Annotated in this window: 15 protein-coding genes; 5 read left to right on the forward strand and 10 right to left on the reverse strand. The window is 67.7% G+C overall.

Annotated elements, in window-relative coordinates:
• Positions 1-21: 21 nt before the first annotated feature.
• Both CIHUM_RS07700 and CIHUM_RS07705 read left to right on the forward strand, forming a co-directional pair.
• Positions 22-621 (forward strand): VIT1/CCC1 transporter family protein, encoded by a 600-nt coding sequence (locus CIHUM_RS07700; protein ID WP_081634408.1) that lies wholly within the window; start codon positions 22-24, stop codon positions 619-621.
• A gap of 99 nt (positions 622-720) precedes the next feature.
• Positions 721-1,647, forward strand: coding sequence for an SLAC1 family transporter (locus CIHUM_RS07705; RefSeq protein WP_074431992.1), 927 nt, complete (start codon positions 721-723; stop codon positions 1,645-1,647).
• A gap of 54 nt (positions 1,648-1,701) precedes the next feature.
• Here CIHUM_RS07705 and CIHUM_RS07710 read toward each other — a convergent pair whose 3' ends face one another.
• The 3 genes from CIHUM_RS07710 to CIHUM_RS07720 all read right to left on the reverse strand — a co-directional run bounded on the left by CIHUM_RS07710 (position 1,702) and on the right by CIHUM_RS07720 (position 3,903).
• Entirely contained in the window at positions 1,702-2,739 is a 1,038-nt protein-coding gene (locus CIHUM_RS07710) for an HNH endonuclease signature motif containing protein (protein WP_034998470.1), read from the reverse strand.
• Positions 2,740-2,827: 88 nt separating this feature from the next.
• Positions 2,828-3,382, reverse strand: a complete 555-nt coding sequence (locus CIHUM_RS07715) for a GH25 family lysozyme (protein ID WP_034998468.1) — start codon at positions 3,380-3,382, stop codon at positions 2,828-2,830.
• Positions 3,379-3,903: an NUDIX hydrolase gene (locus CIHUM_RS07720; RefSeq protein WP_034998466.1), complete on the reverse strand. Its 525-nt coding sequence runs from the start codon at positions 3,901-3,903 to the stop codon at positions 3,379-3,381. The genes CIHUM_RS07715 and CIHUM_RS07720 overlap by 4 nt, the downstream gene beginning before the upstream one ends.
• 27 nt (positions 3,904-3,930) lie before the next feature.
• Between CIHUM_RS07720 and CIHUM_RS07725 the strand changes: the two genes are divergently transcribed.
• Entirely contained in the window at positions 3,931-4,653 is a 723-nt protein-coding gene (locus CIHUM_RS07725) for a hypothetical protein (RefSeq protein ID WP_034998464.1), read from the forward strand.
• Here the strand turns inward: CIHUM_RS07725 and CIHUM_RS07730 are convergent.
• From CIHUM_RS07730 to CIHUM_RS07755, 6 genes are all read right to left on the reverse strand, one after another.
• Entirely contained in the window at positions 4,634-5,737 is a 1,104-nt protein-coding gene (locus CIHUM_RS07730; protein WP_243427137.1) for a S1 family peptidase, read from the reverse strand. The genes CIHUM_RS07725 and CIHUM_RS07730 overlap by 20 nt on opposite strands.
• Positions 5,721-5,873 (reverse strand): hypothetical protein, encoded by a 153-nt coding sequence (locus CIHUM_RS07735; protein ID WP_187370379.1) that lies wholly within the window; start codon positions 5,871-5,873, stop codon positions 5,721-5,723. The genes CIHUM_RS07730 and CIHUM_RS07735 overlap by 17 nt, the downstream gene beginning before the upstream one ends.
• Positions 5,874-5,898: 25 nt before the next feature.
• Entirely contained in the window at positions 5,899-7,350 is a 1,452-nt protein-coding gene (gene thrC, locus CIHUM_RS07740) for a threonine synthase (protein WP_034998461.1), read from the reverse strand.
• A gap of 25 nt (positions 7,351-7,375) precedes the next feature.
• The gene (locus CIHUM_RS07745) at positions 7,376-7,645 is read right to left on the reverse strand and encodes a hypothetical protein (RefSeq protein WP_034999193.1); all 270 of its coding nucleotides are present in this window, start codon (positions 7,643-7,645) and stop codon (positions 7,376-7,378) included.
• A gap of 194 nt (positions 7,646-7,839) precedes the next feature.
• Positions 7,840-10,854 (reverse strand): bifunctional [glutamine synthetase] adenylyltransferase/[glutamine synthetase]-adenylyl-L-tyrosine phosphorylase, encoded by a 3,015-nt coding sequence (locus CIHUM_RS07750; protein ID WP_243427136.1) that lies wholly within the window; start codon positions 10,852-10,854, stop codon positions 7,840-7,842.
• Positions 10,851-12,185 (reverse strand): glutamine synthetase family protein, encoded by a 1,335-nt coding sequence (locus tag CIHUM_RS07755; protein WP_034998459.1) that lies wholly within the window; start codon positions 12,183-12,185, stop codon positions 10,851-10,853. Before CIHUM_RS07755 ends, CIHUM_RS07750 begins: the two co-directional genes overlap by 4 nt.
• 83 nt (positions 12,186-12,268) lie before the next feature.
• Here CIHUM_RS07755 and CIHUM_RS07760 point away from each other — a divergent pair, with 83 nt between their 5' ends.
• Positions 12,269-13,843, forward strand: a complete 1,575-nt coding sequence (locus CIHUM_RS07760) for a CYTH and CHAD domain-containing protein (protein WP_034998457.1) — start codon at positions 12,269-12,271, stop codon at positions 13,841-13,843.
• 6 nt (positions 13,844-13,849) lie between these two features.
• Here the strand turns inward: CIHUM_RS07760 and CIHUM_RS07765 are convergent, their stop codons facing one another.
• A complete protein-coding gene (locus CIHUM_RS07765) occupies positions 13,850-14,056 on the reverse strand; it encodes a hypothetical protein (RefSeq protein ID WP_034998455.1) in 207 nt (68 codons plus the stop codon).
• 82 nt (positions 14,057-14,138) lie between these two features.
• Here CIHUM_RS07765 and CIHUM_RS07770 point away from each other — a divergent pair, with 82 nt between their 5' ends.
• The gene (locus tag CIHUM_RS07770) at positions 14,139-15,299 is read left to right on the forward strand and encodes a galactokinase (protein ID WP_034998447.1); all 1,161 of its coding nucleotides are present in this window, start codon (positions 14,139-14,141) and stop codon (positions 15,297-15,299) included.
• Positions 15,300-15,305: the final 6 nt, after the last annotated feature.

A 15,305-nucleotide genomic window follows, 5' to 3' on the forward strand; every position in this document is an offset into this window, starting at 1 on the left:
CGGCAGGGTGATGATTGGATCATGACTGATCTGATGAACCGCCCCCACCCCGACTGCCCCGCGGATTGTCCGGGTACGGCGGAACGGGGCGTCGATAGGCAGGAGCCCGGCACCGGCGAGCGGCTGAACCGCCTGCGTGCCGCGGTGTTGGGCGCGAACGACGGCATCGTCTCCACCGCCGCCGTTGTCGTCGGCGTGGCGGGCGCGACGTCCGACCAGACCACGATCGCGATGTCTGGCCTGGCCGCGGTGATCGGCGGCGCGGTGTCGATGGCGTTGGGCGAGTACGTCTCGGTCTCCTCGCAGCGCGACTCCGAGCGCGCCATGGGGCTCGCCAAGGAAATGCAGGTCAACCCGTGGTCTGCGGGCGTTGCGTCATTCCTGTCGTTCTTGCTCGGCGCCGCACTGCCCTTTGCGACGGCGCTGCTCGCCCCCGCGTCCTGGCGCATCGCCGCGATCTTCATGCTGACCCTGGTGGCACTTGCGTTGACGGGCGCGCTGTCCGCGAAACTCGGCGAGGCCCCGGTCGCACGCTCGGTGGCCCGCATCGTGGTCGGCGGCACAATGGCGCTTGCGGCCACGTTCGCCATCGGCTCGCTGTTCGGGGCGAACGTGGGGTAGCCGCGTTGGCGAGCAACACCTCGCAGGTAAACCGTGAACTTCGCGACAACTGGCGGGCCGGATGAGCACCTTTGCCAAAAAGGGATTACCATGCGCTGAGTGACTGACAAGTTCCGCCAACTGCCACCGCCCGGCCCCGCGTGGGGCGGCAGCCTCATGGGCACCTCAATCGTGTCGCGTCTGCTCGTGGAGATGGACCACCAGTTCTTCTCCGCCGCCTTCGCCGCGATCGCGTGCTTCATCCTCGTTGTGCTCGTCTTCGGGTTCGCGCGCTACCGCCACCCCAGCTTCGAGCGCACCACCATGGCGGAATGGTCGATGTTCTTCATCGGCATCCTCGCGCTCGGCGCGGCGCTTTCCGGGCTTACCGACGAGGGCGTCTACCGCCTCATCGGCTTCTGGATCGGCGCCCCCGTCACCGCAATCACCTGGGCCATCCAGCTCACCCGCTTCGACGGCGCGCCGAAGTTCACCTGGGGCCTGCCGTTGGTCGGCCCGATGATTTCCGCGTCGGTGGCCGGCTGGCTCGCCCGCGACTACGGGCAGTTCTACCACGTGCTCGGAACCGTGTTCTTCCTGATGTCCCTGTTCACCGCTGTGCCGACGTTCGCCCGCGTGTACTGGGCAGCATGGCACGGCAAGGTGGACCTTACGGGGCCGCTGTCGGCGACAGCTTGGGTGCCCCTGGGTGTGATCGGGCAATCCACCACCGCGATGCAGATTCTCTACCCGGGCAAGGTTTCGATCTACTACGGCTACGTCGCGCTCGTGTTGGCCATCCCGCTGGGCATCTGGGCGATGTGGAACTTCTACCCCAATGTCGCGCGCTGGGTGGAGTACACACCTGCCTGGTGGGCGTGCACCTTCCCACCCGGCACGGTGAGCATGGGCGGACACCAGGTGGCGCTTGTCAACGGCTCGCACTGGCTCGACGTGGTGGCGCTAACCCTCCCGTTCTTGCTCATCGTGCACTGGTCGCTCTGCTCCGGCCGCTTCCTCAGCTGGGTGCTAGAGGGGCGACGCTAAAAACGGCATGCCTGTATGGCCCGCCCGGGTGGGGCGGGGTGTTGGGGGTGGGTTTTAGTCGAAGAGCAGCTCCATCGCGCCCGGGGTGGTCATGGGGACTTGTGTGCCGTTGGGGGCGACCCAGCGGATGCGGGCGTTGGGGTTATCGATGTAGCCGAACGGGCCGTTTTTGTTGTCGGCGTTGACCCCGTTGTGGAACGGGCACAGTTCGGCGAGGTTGTCCATGTTGGTCATCCCGCCGTAGCGCCACGCGTTGATGTGGTGTGTTTGGGTGGTTTCCGCGGAGTGTTTGCAGTCGGGAAACGCACAGGCCGGGCAGAGCAGCTTCGACATGGTCTTTTGTTTTGGGTTGGCGCAGCGCTTTGCGTGGTAGAGGTTGACCGGTCCTTCTTGGGGGTGGAACGCGGCGACTTCGAGGATGTCGCCGAATTCGTGCTCCATGTATTCGGCCCCTGTCATGGTGGTCCCGTCGGTGCAGATAAGCGTGACCTCATCGCCGGTGCCGGATTGGATGCGGGCCCAGTCGGCGATCGGCACCAGGATGATCGGCCGGAAGCTCGCCTTCGGTATGCCTTTGCCGTCGCGCAGGATGCTGATAAGCGTGTGGGCCATTTGGGCGGCGGCTGGGTCGTCGGCGTCGATGAGTTTGCGCAGCAGGTGCTCAAGATCGGCCAGGTCGCGCTCGTTGTAGGTCAGGATCATGGTGCGCATGCCCGCCTTCGAGCGGGAAAACCTGCACGAGGGTGGGGCTGGTTTAACGGGCTGTTTGACCAGCCGCTTGATGCGCTTGGTCAGTGCCCTATAGGAGCCGCGGTGGCGCACCAGGTCTAAGCGGATGCGCCAGCGTTCCGCGGCCCCTTCGACGGCGAGCAGCTTCTTCTCGATGTGCACGAGCTGGTCGACCGGTAAGCCCTCGGCGGCAGCCAATGCGTCGCGTTGTTTGCGGGTGAACTGGGTCGGCCCGTAATACGCGTGGTGCACCCGCGCCAAATCGCGGACCCGGCCGGTGGACAGGCCGGCGGCCATGGCTATGTCGCGGTCGAAGTCGGCGAGCATGCCCACGCCTGCGGTGACAAAGTCGGTGAAGTTCATGGCCCAGAAGCTAAGGCAGCGCAACCCCCAAAACGAGCCCCGCGGCGAATTGTGGATAACTTAACCTGTGAAATTCACAATCCGCAGGTCAGCGCGCCAAATTTAAATCGACTTCCACCCCGTTGACGCGCCCGCGGGAGGTGAACTGCCACACCGTGGGCTTTGGGAAGCCGAGGGGGCGCGGCCAGTCCCCCAGCTCCGGCAACGCAGCAACGTCCACGACTGGGTTGGTGCCCCACTGCGCCAGCCACAGCGCGCCGAACTCGGACACAGAAGCAAACAGCATGTGCCGGCGCCAGTACCAGGCGCTCGTGTAGATCCCCGCCACTTCGACGCCTGCGGAGGTGAAGGCGTGGTGGGCGGAGTGGACGTCGAGAAGCGAAAGCCCCGCGGGGGACTCGACGTCGAGCCACATAGGCAGGCGGCGATCCCCTAAAACCTCGAGCGCAGCGGCAACTTGCGAGGCGATGGACGTGCCTTCGGACGGGGCGCGCAGGAAGTGGTACGCCGCCGTCGTGTGCGGGGCGAACGACGAAAACGCCGCGTCCTGGTAGGTGCCGTCGGTGGTGCGGGCGATGACGAAGTCGAAGCCGGAAACGTCCAGCCCGGCCTGGTGCTCGGAAACGTCGAGCCCCAGCCTCACCGCTTGGTCAGCCCCATGCGCGGCGCGAAGCTGCCTGGGTGGCGGCGCTGCGAGGCGGCGTCCGCGATGGCCAGGCGCCACTTCGGGTCCGTCACCGGCATCTGGGAGATGGGGAACCAGCCAGCCTCGGTGTTTTCGTCGTCGCCGACAACAGGATCCACGGTGGGGTCGAGCGGCTCGCAGCGCAACTGCACCGTCATATAGCTGGCCTTGTCCCCGTTCGTGTGGGTGACCGGGCCGTGCGCGCCGACACCCAAAATCGCGGCGGCGGTCACGCGCACGCCGGTTTCCTCCAGCACCTCGCGCACAGCCGCGACGTGCGGCTCTTCACCCGGGTCCGCGATGCCGGTCACGGGGGTCCACTCGCCGTTGTCGGCGCGTCGCACCAGCAGCACTTCGGGGACGGCCCACGGGGAGGCAACGGTGGCGTCGCGAAGCACGACGGCGCACACGGCCGGCACCCACATCAGGTCGGTACCGATCTTCTTGCGGGTTTCCACGATGAACTCCGGGATAGGCATGGTGGCAAGTGTACAATCCCCAGAATTATGAGCACCGCCGTTTCCGACACGCAGCCCTGGGTCAGACGCGTCCCCGCTCCCCTGTTCGTCGCGGTGTACGGCGCGCTGGTCATCCTGGTGATTTTCGGTGCGGCGATGGCGGCGAGCCGCACCACGGCGAGCACCCCGGCGGACGCGGAGTTGCCGCAGCCGGAGCGCCCGTTCAACCCGGCGCCGGCGGATCCATCCAACGTCGCGGCGAGTATTCGCCCCCACCTGATCGAGAACGTGCGCGTGGGTGAGACGAACACAGGCGCGATGATGCGCGGCGACGTCGTGGTCGGCGCCCTGGACGACTCCACTGAGATCGCGGGCCATCTGTCGCGTCTTTTGGAGCAGAATTGTTTGGACACGGTGACGTTGACGTCGAAAAGTGGTATGCGTTTTAACTTCTGGGGCTTTTGCTTCTCGACGCTCCCTCCGGAGACCATCGCCCAGTTCATCGATTTCGGCGTGGCTGAGGGCGCCGATTCCGTGTCGTTTGTCGACTACGCGTCGCACAACCACTTCCGCGTAATCACCCTGAACTGGATGGATGCGGATGACGCCGACGCGCTGTCCGAGCGCTGGCTGGACGTAGAGCGCCCCGACGAGATCGACCGCGTGACGTTCAACGGCTACACCGACGACGAAGTCGTGGTGGTGGACAACGACAAGGAAACCGGCGAGCAACTCAAGCGCTGGCCGCTGCTCACCAACGCTGAGGAATAAACTCCGCGTCCGGCACGGCGTGCCGGATCACGGCCATGACCTGCTTGACGTTGGAGTAGCTCATCAGGTGCGGGTCCTCCATGCCCTCGTAGCACTCCTCGCCCGCGCGGCCGGCTTCCGTGCCGGAGACGACGCCGATGACGGTGGCGCGGCCAGTAACGTCCGCGAACACGGGCCCGCCCGAGTCGCCGGAGGCGGCGCATACGGCGGCGATGTCGCCGAACGTTTCGTCCTCCACGCCGGGGTCGAGGTTGACTATCTGCACCCGCTCGGTGGCCTCGAAGGTGCCGCAGGTGTAGCCGGTGGTCGCCCCCGTTTTGCATAGCCTATCGACGGGCCCAAGGCCCTCCCCGATCCCAGTCGGAATCGGCGCACCGACCACATCCATGAACCGGTCGGGATCTGTGATCTCAATGATCCCCACGTCCGTGCCCTCCGTGGCCGGGGTGTGCTGGGAGTACAGCCCGGAGAAGATGAAGTGGCCGACCTCGGAGGCGTAGTCGATGGCCGTGGACGCGTTGGTGGGCCACACCAGGTCGCCCTCGCGGCCGCAGTGCCCGGCGGTCACCGCGTAAGCGCGTCCGTCCTTGCCGGTGAACGAGAACGCCGCGGTGCACGACTGCGCCGTGAAGTGCTCGCCGGGCGCCGGGCGGTGGTCCGTGGTCTGGATCTTCGTCCCCGGCGCCCACGGGGCGAACGCGGGCACGAGCACGTTGTTTTCGCTGTCCGGCGCGGGTGAGGCATCGCCAGGCGTTTGCACCTCGGACAGTGCCTCGCGCTCCTCCACGGTGCCGGTGGGCACCCTGGATGCGTTCAGGCCCAGCCACACCACGATGCCCACAATCATCGCGGTGGCGACGATCACGGTGATCCACCCGCCCGTTTGCAGCCCGCTGCGGCGCGCGGGCTGGACCGGCTGCGGCGCGGGCATGTCCGGGAACTTCAGCGGGTGCTGCGGGTACTGCTGCTGGGGTTGCTGCGCGGGCTCGCCCGGCATGTCCGGGAAGCGCCACTGCTGGCCCTGCTCGGGCTGGTAGCGCGTCGCTGAGCTGGGCCGGTGTGGCTGGTTACTCGGAGGCGTCAACCGCCGAGCCCTCGTCGCCGGACTCGTCGTCCTTTGCTTGGTGCTTCTCTTCGGCCATGATCTTCATGTCCCGGATGAACTTCTCCGGGTCGAAGTCGGTGTAGTGCTCCGGGCCTGCGAACTGCTCCTGTGCCATGGTGCGCGCGCTCCTTTCTGTCGCCCTAGACGTTAGTGCCCTCGATGGCGTCGGCGATAAACGCCTTGACGGCCTCGGCGTCGTTAGGCAGGTCGGTCACGTGGCGCTCGGCGTCCATGATGTCCGCGAAGCGCTCCGGCACCTCCGGGGCCTTCCCGATGGCCTCGGCGATGGTGTCGGCGAACTTCACCGGCAGCGCCGTCTCCAGCACCACGATCGGGGTGTCCACCTCGCCGGCGAGCTGCTCGACCACGTACACGCCGTCGGCGGTGTGCGGGTCCACCAGCACGCCGAACTCGTCGCTCACGCGCTTGATGGTGGCCACGCGGTCGGCGTGGGTGGAGGTGCCGGAGGCGAAACCGAACTCGCCGCGGATGCGCTCCATCACCTCTGGCCCACCCAGGTCGGAGGCGGAGAAGCCGCCGTTTTTCACCCTGTTCGCGAACAGCTCGGCGGTGAGGTCGGAGTTGCGCAACGTGGCGTCGAAAAGCATCCGCTCAAAGTTCGACGCCTTGGAGATGTCCATGGACGGCGACGACGTCGCGTGGGTCTCCGCGGCGGAACGGGGGCGGTACTCGCCGTTGGCGAAGAAGTCGTGGAGCACGTCGTTTTCATTCGTGGCCACGATGAGGCGGTCGATGGGCAGGCCCATCTGCTTCGCGATGTGGCCTGCGCACACGTTGCCGAAGTTGCCGGTGGGCACGCAGAACGAGACGCGCTCGTCGTTCGTCTCGGTGACCTTGAGATACGTCGCGATGTAGTACACCACCTGCGCGAGCAGGCGCGCGAAGTTGATGGAGTTCACCGCGCCGATGGAGTACTTCGACTTGAACGCCGCGTCGGCGCTGACAGCCTTTACCACGTCCTGGCAGTCGTCGAACACGCCGTCAAGCGCGATGTTGAAGATGTTCGGATCGTCCAGGCCGAACATCTGCGCCTGCTGGAACGGGGTCATACGCCCGGCCGGGGTGAGCATGAACACGCGGATGCGGTCGCGCCCGCGCATCGCGTACTCGGCCGACGATCCGGTGTCGCCCGAGGTCGCGCCGAGGATGTTGAGCTCCTCGCCGCGGCGGGCCAGCTCGTACTCGAACAGCTCGCCGAGCAGCTGCATCGCCATATCCTTGAACGCCGCAGTCGGGCCCTCGGACAGGTGGCCGATGTGCAGCGTGTCATTCAGGCGGGTCACCGGGACGATCTCCTCGTCGGCGAAGACGGGCGTACGGTACGCCCGGCGCGCGATCGCCTCGAGGTCCGCCTCGGGAATGTCGTCGACGTAGAGCTTCAGTACTTCGGCGGCGAGGGCTGCGTAGCCGTCGTGAAGCAAAAGCTCGCGCCACTCGTTCAGAAGTTCCGGGGTGATGGACGGGTACACCGCCGGCATGAAGAGGCCACCGTCGGGGCTTAGGCCCGTGAGCAGGATGTCTGTGAAGGAGCGCGGCTGCGCCGATGCGTCGCGAGTTGAGATGTAGTCCACCCCGCGAAGTCTACGTCATGGGCGCCTACCGGCGGGGCGGTTCCTGTCGACCGGTCAAAATATCTACCACCGAGCGAATCGCGGCGTCGCCGAGCGGCGGCACGGTGCGCTCCTTCTCGGGCGCCTGCTCGCGCGCGGGCGTGCGGGTAGTCGGCTCGACGGTGATGCTCAGCGTCTCGCCGTCGAGCTCCAGCCCAGTCTTGGGGTCAACGCCGGCCACGCGCGCGGCGTCCACCAGCGCAACCAGGTCTGCGAAGGTGGCGTTGTTCAGGTCGATGGTCATGTTCAGTGCCATGGGCTCGAGCATATTGCCTATCGACGCCACTCCGCCTCCCCGCTCCCCCCTGCCAGCGCCCGTGACCGCTCTTTCCGCTCCCCCCCCCATTCGCGGATCCAGCTAGTCGCACCTCGTTTTTCGCCCCCTGGGGGCGTTTAGCTGGCTCCTGATAGCTGGATCCGCGCAACGGGCCGGGCCGCCCCGCCCCCGCCCTAGTCGAACTCCAGCGACGGCACCTCGCCCCAGAACGCCTCCTCCACCACCTTGTGGGCGTGGCGGGTGATGCGCAGGTAGTCCTCCAAAAACTCCTGCTGATCGTCGGGGTCGTAGCCCGCGGAGCCCGCCACCTGCGCGAGCTGCGGGCCCGGCGCGGGCAGCTGGTCGGTGCGTTTGCCGGCAACGAGCACGATGGCGTTGCGGGCGCGGGTGGCGGTCAGCCACGCGGTGCGCAGCACCTCAGCGTCGGCGCCACGGATGACGGACGGGTCGTCGAGCTCGGCGAGGAAATCCAGCGCGTCCAGGGTGGAGGGGGTGCGCAGCTCCTCGTGGGTGTGGGCGTGCTGCATGGTCAAAAGCTGCACGGTCCACTCCACGTCCGCGAGCGCGCCGCGCCCGAGCTTGGTGTGGGTGGCGCGGTCGGCGCCGCGGGGCAGACGCTCGTTGTCCACGCGGGCTTTGATGCGGCGGATTTCCCGGATGTCGGCGGGTTTTGCGCCGCCGGCCGGGTAGCGGAAGGCATCGATGGCCTCTAGGAACGCATCCCCCACGCCGCGGTCGCCGGCGACGACTGCGGCGCGCAGCAGCGCCTGGCGTTCCCAGACTTCGCCCCACTCGCGGTAGTAGCGCTCGTAGCTGGCGATGGTGCGCACCACCGGGCCGGAGCGGCCCTCTGGGCGCAGGCCCAGATCCACTTCGAGGGGCGGGTCTCCGGAGGGCTTAGACAGGCGAGCGCGCATCTGGTCGACGATCTTCGCCGCCCAGGCGATAGCGCTGGCTTCATCGGCGGCTTCGCTCGGTTCGGCGACGATCATCACGTCGGCGTCGGAGCCGTAGCCGAGTTCGGCGCCGCCGAGGCGGCCCATGCCGATGACGGCGATGCGGGCCGGGGGCTCGTCGTGAGGCGAGGAAGCGAGATCGGCGTGCACCTCGGCGCGAAGCGCGGCCTCGAGCACGGCCTCCCACACGTAGGTCAGCTCGAGGCAGACCTGGCGCGGCTCCATGAAACCGAGCAGGTCGGCGGACGCGATGCGGGCGAGCTCCGCGCGGCGCAGCGAGCGCGCCACGGCGACGGCCTTGTCGGGGTCCGCCTGGTGGCGCTTGGCGGAGGCGATGATGGCTTTGTGCACTTGGTCGGGGGCGGCGTCGAGGAGCCGGGGGCCGTTGGAGCCGTCGCCGAGGAGTTTGACCACATCGGGTGCGGAGATGATCAGGTCGGAGGCGTACGGCGAGGTGCCCAGGATGTGCATAAGGCGTTGCGACGCCACGCCTTCGTCGCGCAGCATGCGCAGGAACCAGCTGCGGTCGACGGCGGCGTCGGAAAGCTTGCGGTAGTTCAGCAAGCCCTGGCCGGGATCGGCGGTGTCCGCGAGCCAGTGCATCAGGCTCGGCAGCAGGATCGCCTGCAGCTTGGCCTTGCGCGAGGTGCCCTTGACCAGCGCGGAGAGGTGGTCGAAGGCGCGCGCCGGGTGGCGGTAGCCAAGCGCGGCCAGCTGGGCCTTGACCGCGTCCGCGGAGAGGGTGGCTTCGCCGACGGACATGTCCGCCACCGCGCCCAGCAGCGGGCGGTAGAACAGCCGCTCATGCAGGTCGGAGACGTCGCGGCGCACGCGTTTGAGCTCGCGGTACATCGCGTCCGGGGCGGTGCCGCGGTGGTTGGCGGTGAACCCGGCGGCGCGGGCGAGCCAGCGGTTGCGCTTCTCGTCGTCCGGCTCGGGCAGCTGGTGGGTGCGTTTGAAGCGCTGCAGCTGCAGCCGGTGCTCCAACAGGCGCAAAAACTCGTATGCCTCGGTGAGCACGCGCGCGTCGTCGCGCCCCACGTAACCCGCCGCGGCCAGGGCGGACAGGGCATCGAGGGTGTTGCGGGCGCGCAGGGTGTCGTCGATGCGCCCGTGCACGAGTTGCAGCAGCTGCACGGCGAACTCGACGTCGCGAAGCCCGCCGGGGCCGAGTTTGAGCTCGCGGCGTCGCACCTCGGCCGGAACGTTTTCCAACACGCGCCGTCGCATGGCTTGGACGTCCTCGACGAAGGAGTCGCGTTGGGACGCCTCCCACACCAGCGGCGCGATCGCCTCGGAGTACGCCCGCCCCAACTCCATCGTCCCGGTCTGTGGCCGCGCCTTCAGAAGCGCCTGGAACTCCCAGGTCTCGGCCCATTTCCGGTAGTACGCCTGGTGCGATTCTAGGGTGCGCACCAGCACGCCGGAGGTGCCTTCCGGCCGCAGGTTCGCGTCCACGTCGAAAAAGCACGCGGAGCCGATGCGCATCATCTCCGCGGCCACGCGCGTGATCTTGGGCGAGGCGGGCTCGGCCACGAACACGACGTCCACATCCGAGATGTAGTTCAGCTCGCCGGCGCCGCACTTGCCCATGGCTATCACGGCGAGCTGCGCGTCCGGTTCCTCGTCGCCGTAGACGTCGCGCACCGCCACCGCGAGCGCGGCTGTCAGCGCCGCGTCTGCGAGCCAGGTGAGCCGCTCGGTGGTGTAGCTGTAGCTCATGGATTCGCCCTCGCCGTAACCCTTCACCGCGGCGAACGTGCCGGCGAGATCGGCGGCGGCGATGCGCATCACAAGGTCGTGGTGGGTGGCGCGGAGCTTTTGCTTAGCGACGTCAACTTCGCCCTCCCCCGCCTTATACAACCCCGGTCCGTCAGCGTCGACCCCCACGGCGGAAAGCATGGTGCGGTACAGCTCTGCCGCATCTGGCAGGTCTTCGAGCAGAAGCCGCCACTGCTGCGGGTGCGCGATCAGGTGGTCCGATAACGCGGTGGAGCCGCCCAGCAGGGCGAAGAACCGGGTGCGGAAGATGGGGTTGTCGCGCAGCGCATCGAGCAGCTGCACCCAGCCACTTCCGAGCGCGTCGAAGAGCCGGTGGGCGTTGTTGAGCGCCAGGTCCGGGTCGCTTGTGCCGGCGAGGGTGTAGAGCGAAGCTTCGTCGATAAGCGAAAGCTCCTCGATGTCCTCGGCGGCGCGCGGGCTGGTCAGTCCGAGCTTGGCGGGTGAAATCACAGGTCGATCCCCGTATCGATCTCCCAGGGGGTGATCTGGGCGGTGTAGTCGTGCCACTCGGCCCACTTGGCGCGCAGGAAGAACTCGAAGACCTGCTCGCCCAGAACCTCCGCCATGAACTCGGAGCGTTCCATCTGGCGCAGCGCCTGGTCCAGCGAGTTGGGCAGGTCGCGGTACCCCATCGCGCGGCGCTCGCGGCGGGTCAGTGCGAACACGTCGTCGCGGGCGGGCTCGTCCAGCTCGTAGCCCTCCTCGATGCCCTTCAGGCCCGCGGCGAGCACCGCCGCGTACGCGAGGTAGGGGTTGCACGCCGAGTCCAACGAGCGCACCTCCGCCCGGCGCGAATCCGCCTTGTGCAGGCGGTAGGTGGGCACGCGCACCATGGCAGACCGGTTGGAGATGCCCCAGGTGGCGGCGGTGGGCGCTTCCGAGCCGAACTGGAGGCGCTTGTAGGAATTGACCCACTGGTTGGTCACCGCGGAGATTTCGCCCGCGTGCTCGATGATGCCGGCGATGAACTGCCGGCCGGTTTTGGACAGACTGATCTCGTCGTCCGGGTCGTGGAAGGCGTTGGTGTCGCCTTCGAACAGGGAGAAGTGGGTGTGCATGGCCGAGCCCTCGAGGTCCTTGAACGGCTTGGGCATGAAGGTGGCGTGCACGCCGTTCATCTCCGCGACCGTTTTCACGATGTAGCGGAAGGTGACAATGTTGTCGGCCATGGTCAGCGCATCGGTGTGGCGCAGGTCGATCTCCTGCTGGCCCGGCGAGCCCTCGTGGTGGGAGAACTCGGTGACAATGCCCATGTACTCCAAGGCGGACACCGCCATGCGGCGCAGTTTCGGCGCCTCGTTGCGTTTGGCTTGGTCGAAGTAGCCGCCCTTGTCCGCAGGTGTGGGCGGCTGATCGCCCTGGCCGGGTTTGACCACGTAGAACTCGATCTCCGGACTGGCCACGAACTCGAAGCCCATGTCGCGGGCGTTGGTGATCTGGCGGCGCAGCACCTGGCGCGGGTCGGCGTAGAGCGGGTCGCCGTCGGGCATGGTGATGTCGCAGAACATGCGCGCGGTTTGCAGGCCCGCCTCTCCGTCGAAGGGCAGCGGCTGGAACGTCGACGGGTCGGGCCGCAGCAGGGTGTCGGACTCGGAGACGCGGGAAAACCCCTCGATGGAGGAGCCGTCGAAGCCCACGCCCTCCTCGAAGGCGCTTTCCAGCTCCGCCGGCGACATCATCACGGTTTTCAGCGAGCCGAAGATGTCGGTGAACCAGAGGCGGATAAAGGCGATGTCCTGCTGCTCCACCATTCGCAGCACATTGTCGGTTTGGGCGCTCATGCTGCTCAACTGTAGCGGGCCTTTGGACGCGGATAAGCAGGCTAAGCTTGGGGGTGACTAACCTTTGAAGGAGGACAACGATCATGGCTGCACAAGCACCCGAGCAGTTCCTCGAGGTGGAGATCAAACTCGCCGTGGACGAGGGCACCGGCATGCCGGACCTGACGCAACTGCCCGGCGTGGAGGAGATCGCGAGCATGCGCGAGCACAACCTCTCCGCCGTGTATTACGACACGAAGGATCTGCGCCTGACGCGTTCCAAGATCACGCTGCGCCGCCGCACCGGCGGGGCGGATGACGGCTGGCACCTGAAGTTGCCGAAGGAGGGCGGCCGCAACGAGGTGCGCATGCCTCTCGACGATCCTTCGGCCGTGCCCGAGGAACTTTTGGCCCAGGTGCGCTCGATCGTGCGCACCGAGGAGCTGACTCCGGTGGCGCAGGTGGACAACCGCCGCGTGGAGATCACCCTGGCGGGTGAAGAAGGTGCTGTCGCGGAGTTTTGCGACGACCACGTCACCGCCTGGTCGCTGCTGCCCGGCGGCGAGCGCACCAGCTGGCGCGAGTGGGAGCTCGAGCTTGCTGAGGCGCTGGCCGGCACCGACGAGGGCAACACGCTGATCAACCAGGGCACCAGCTTTTTGATCTCGGCGGGCGCGCGCAAGTCGTCCTCGCCGTCGAAGCTTGCCACCGCGTTGGGCGATTCCGTCAAAACCGCTCCCCTGCCGCCGCATATGCAGGCCGATCTGGAAGAGGACTCCCCGGCGGCGGCCGTGGTGGATTCCCTGCGCAAGCAGCGCGACGCCATCGTCGCCTGGGAGCCGCGCGTGCGCGCCGACGAGTTCGACTCGGTGCACCAGCTACGCGTGGCGACTCGCGAGATGCGCTCCCTGCTGGAGACTTTCGAGGGCATCTTGGAGGGCGAGCAGCTCACCGCGCTTGAGGACGAGCTGAAGCACGCCGCCGGGGTTTTGGGTGTGGCCCGCGACGCCGAGGTGGTGGAAGAGCGCTTCTTGGAGCTGTTGGATTCGGACGAGTCCGGGCTCGTGGACGACGCCGCCCGCGCGCACATCGCAGGCGACATGCGCCGCGACTACAACGAGGCCCACGCCGAGATCGTGGCCATGCTCGACTCAGAGCGCTTCATGGAGCTGCTGGACGCGATTGACGGGTTGCTGGCGCAACCGCCCGTCGCAAAGCAGGAGGCTTCTGAGGACACCCCGGCGGAGTCGAAGGAGGTCCTCTACGACCACCTCAAGCGCGGCTACAAGAAGCTGAAAAAGCGCCACGACAAGGTCGACGAGCACTACCACGACACCGACCTGCCGCTGCACGAGCGCGAAGACTACGTCCACGATGTGCGCAAGGCCGCGAAGAAGCTGCGCTACTCCGCCAACGCCGCGGCCGACGCGGGTTTGAAGGCGCGGCGTTTGGCCAAGGCGTGCAAGGCGCTGCAGTCCAAGCTGGGCGACTTCCAGGACGCCGTGACCTCGCGCGACCGCATCCAGCGCCTGGCAGAAGAGGCCCGCGAGCGCGGCGAGGACACCTTCGCCTACGGCATGCTCTACCAGCGCGAACTCGACCGCGGCGAGCAGGCCCTAAGCGGTTACGACAAGGCCGTGCGCGAGGTGCGCAAGGCGTTTAAGAAGATCAAGCCGTAAGCGGGTTTACTTCTCCCAGGACGGGGCCTCGCCCCAGTTGTCGTCCGCCTCGTCCTGGTTGTCGGCGCTCTTGTTGCGCTGCGCGGCGATCTGCAGCGCGGACTCCGCCTCCTCGCGGGTGGCGTACGGGCCCATGCGGTTGTCCCAGGCGGCCTCCTTGCCCTGGGTGACCTCGCCGGTGGACGGGTTGTAGTAGTACTGCTCGTCTGCCATTTTCGTTCCTTTCGGGTGTTGTTTACCCGTCCGACTGTACCGGGGCGGTTGGTAGTGTGGGTGCGGTTAAAAGGAGCGTGACATGGCACTGTTTGAATCCCCCTCAACTTCCCCTGCGGAGCGCGTCCGCGCAGCGTCCGGGCGTGTCGCATCCGCGTCCGGCACGTGGGTGCTCATCGGCGAAAACGTCGACCACTTCGGCGGCGTAACACTGGTGGGAACGTCGTCGCTGCGCGCCGCGGCGGCGGTGTCCCCGCGCACGGACGGCGTGATCTCCATTGCGGCCCGCGGCCCGCTCGGCCAGGAGTTCTCGGCTCAGTTGCCTTACAGCGACGAGCCTGCCGACGGGCTCGCCCGCCGCTGGTGGGGGCTCGTGCACACACTCGTGCAGCGCCAGGTGCTCTCCCGCGACACGTCCGGGATGGACATCACCGTGGAGTCGGACGTGCCGGTCGGCGCGGGCCTTGGCGCGCTCTACGCCGCCGACGCCGCGATCGCGCTGGCCCTGGCCGGCGGGCACGACGACGTGGACACCGCCCCGTTTCGGGCCCGGCTGGCGGAAATCTGCTCGCACGCCGTGGACACCTACTCGTCGCTGCCGGTGCTGCGCGCCCGGCACTCGGTGGCCCTGCGCGGAGCCGCGGGAGTGTCGGTGGTGGATTACGCCGACGGCTCGCTGACCCAGGCGCCGCACCCCTCGCGCCACGGCGTGCGCGTGTTTTCCGTGTCCCAAGAGCTGGGCGCGCCGTTTACGCAGTCCCGCGAGGCGATCGCCGAGCGCCGCGCGTTCATCGACGCCGCCTGCTCCAACTTCGGAGTCTCCTCGCTGCGCCAGCTTCCCGACGCCCCGGGACGCGCCGTCCAATGGGTCGAGGCACGCCGCGCCGCGGGCGACACGAACGCGCCGGAGCCGGAGGCCGCGCGGCGCTGGGTGGCGTTCTGCGAATCGGAGACGCTGCGCTCACTTGCCGCGGCGAAGGCCCTGCGTTCGCGCCGCGCCAACGAGCTGTTTACGCTGCTCAACTCGCCTTCCGAGGCCCACGACTTGGCCTCCCCCGACGCCCTGGTAGCCCTGACCCGCAAGCGTGGCGCCGTCGCCGCCCGGCCTGCCGCCATCGGCACCTCCGACGCTGTGATCGCGTTCGTGCCGGTGCAGGAGGCGGACTCGTTCGCGGCCGCGATGGCACGCGAGTTCGAGGTGGTGGAGGTCGCCGCCGGCGAACCGGCCCGCCTCGAGGGGTAGGCGGCG

It is taken from the genome of Corynebacterium ihumii (assembly GCF_028609825.1).
In the GTDB taxonomy this organism is placed as follows: domain Bacteria; phylum Actinomycetota; class Actinomycetes; order Mycobacteriales; family Mycobacteriaceae; genus Corynebacterium; species Corynebacterium afermentans.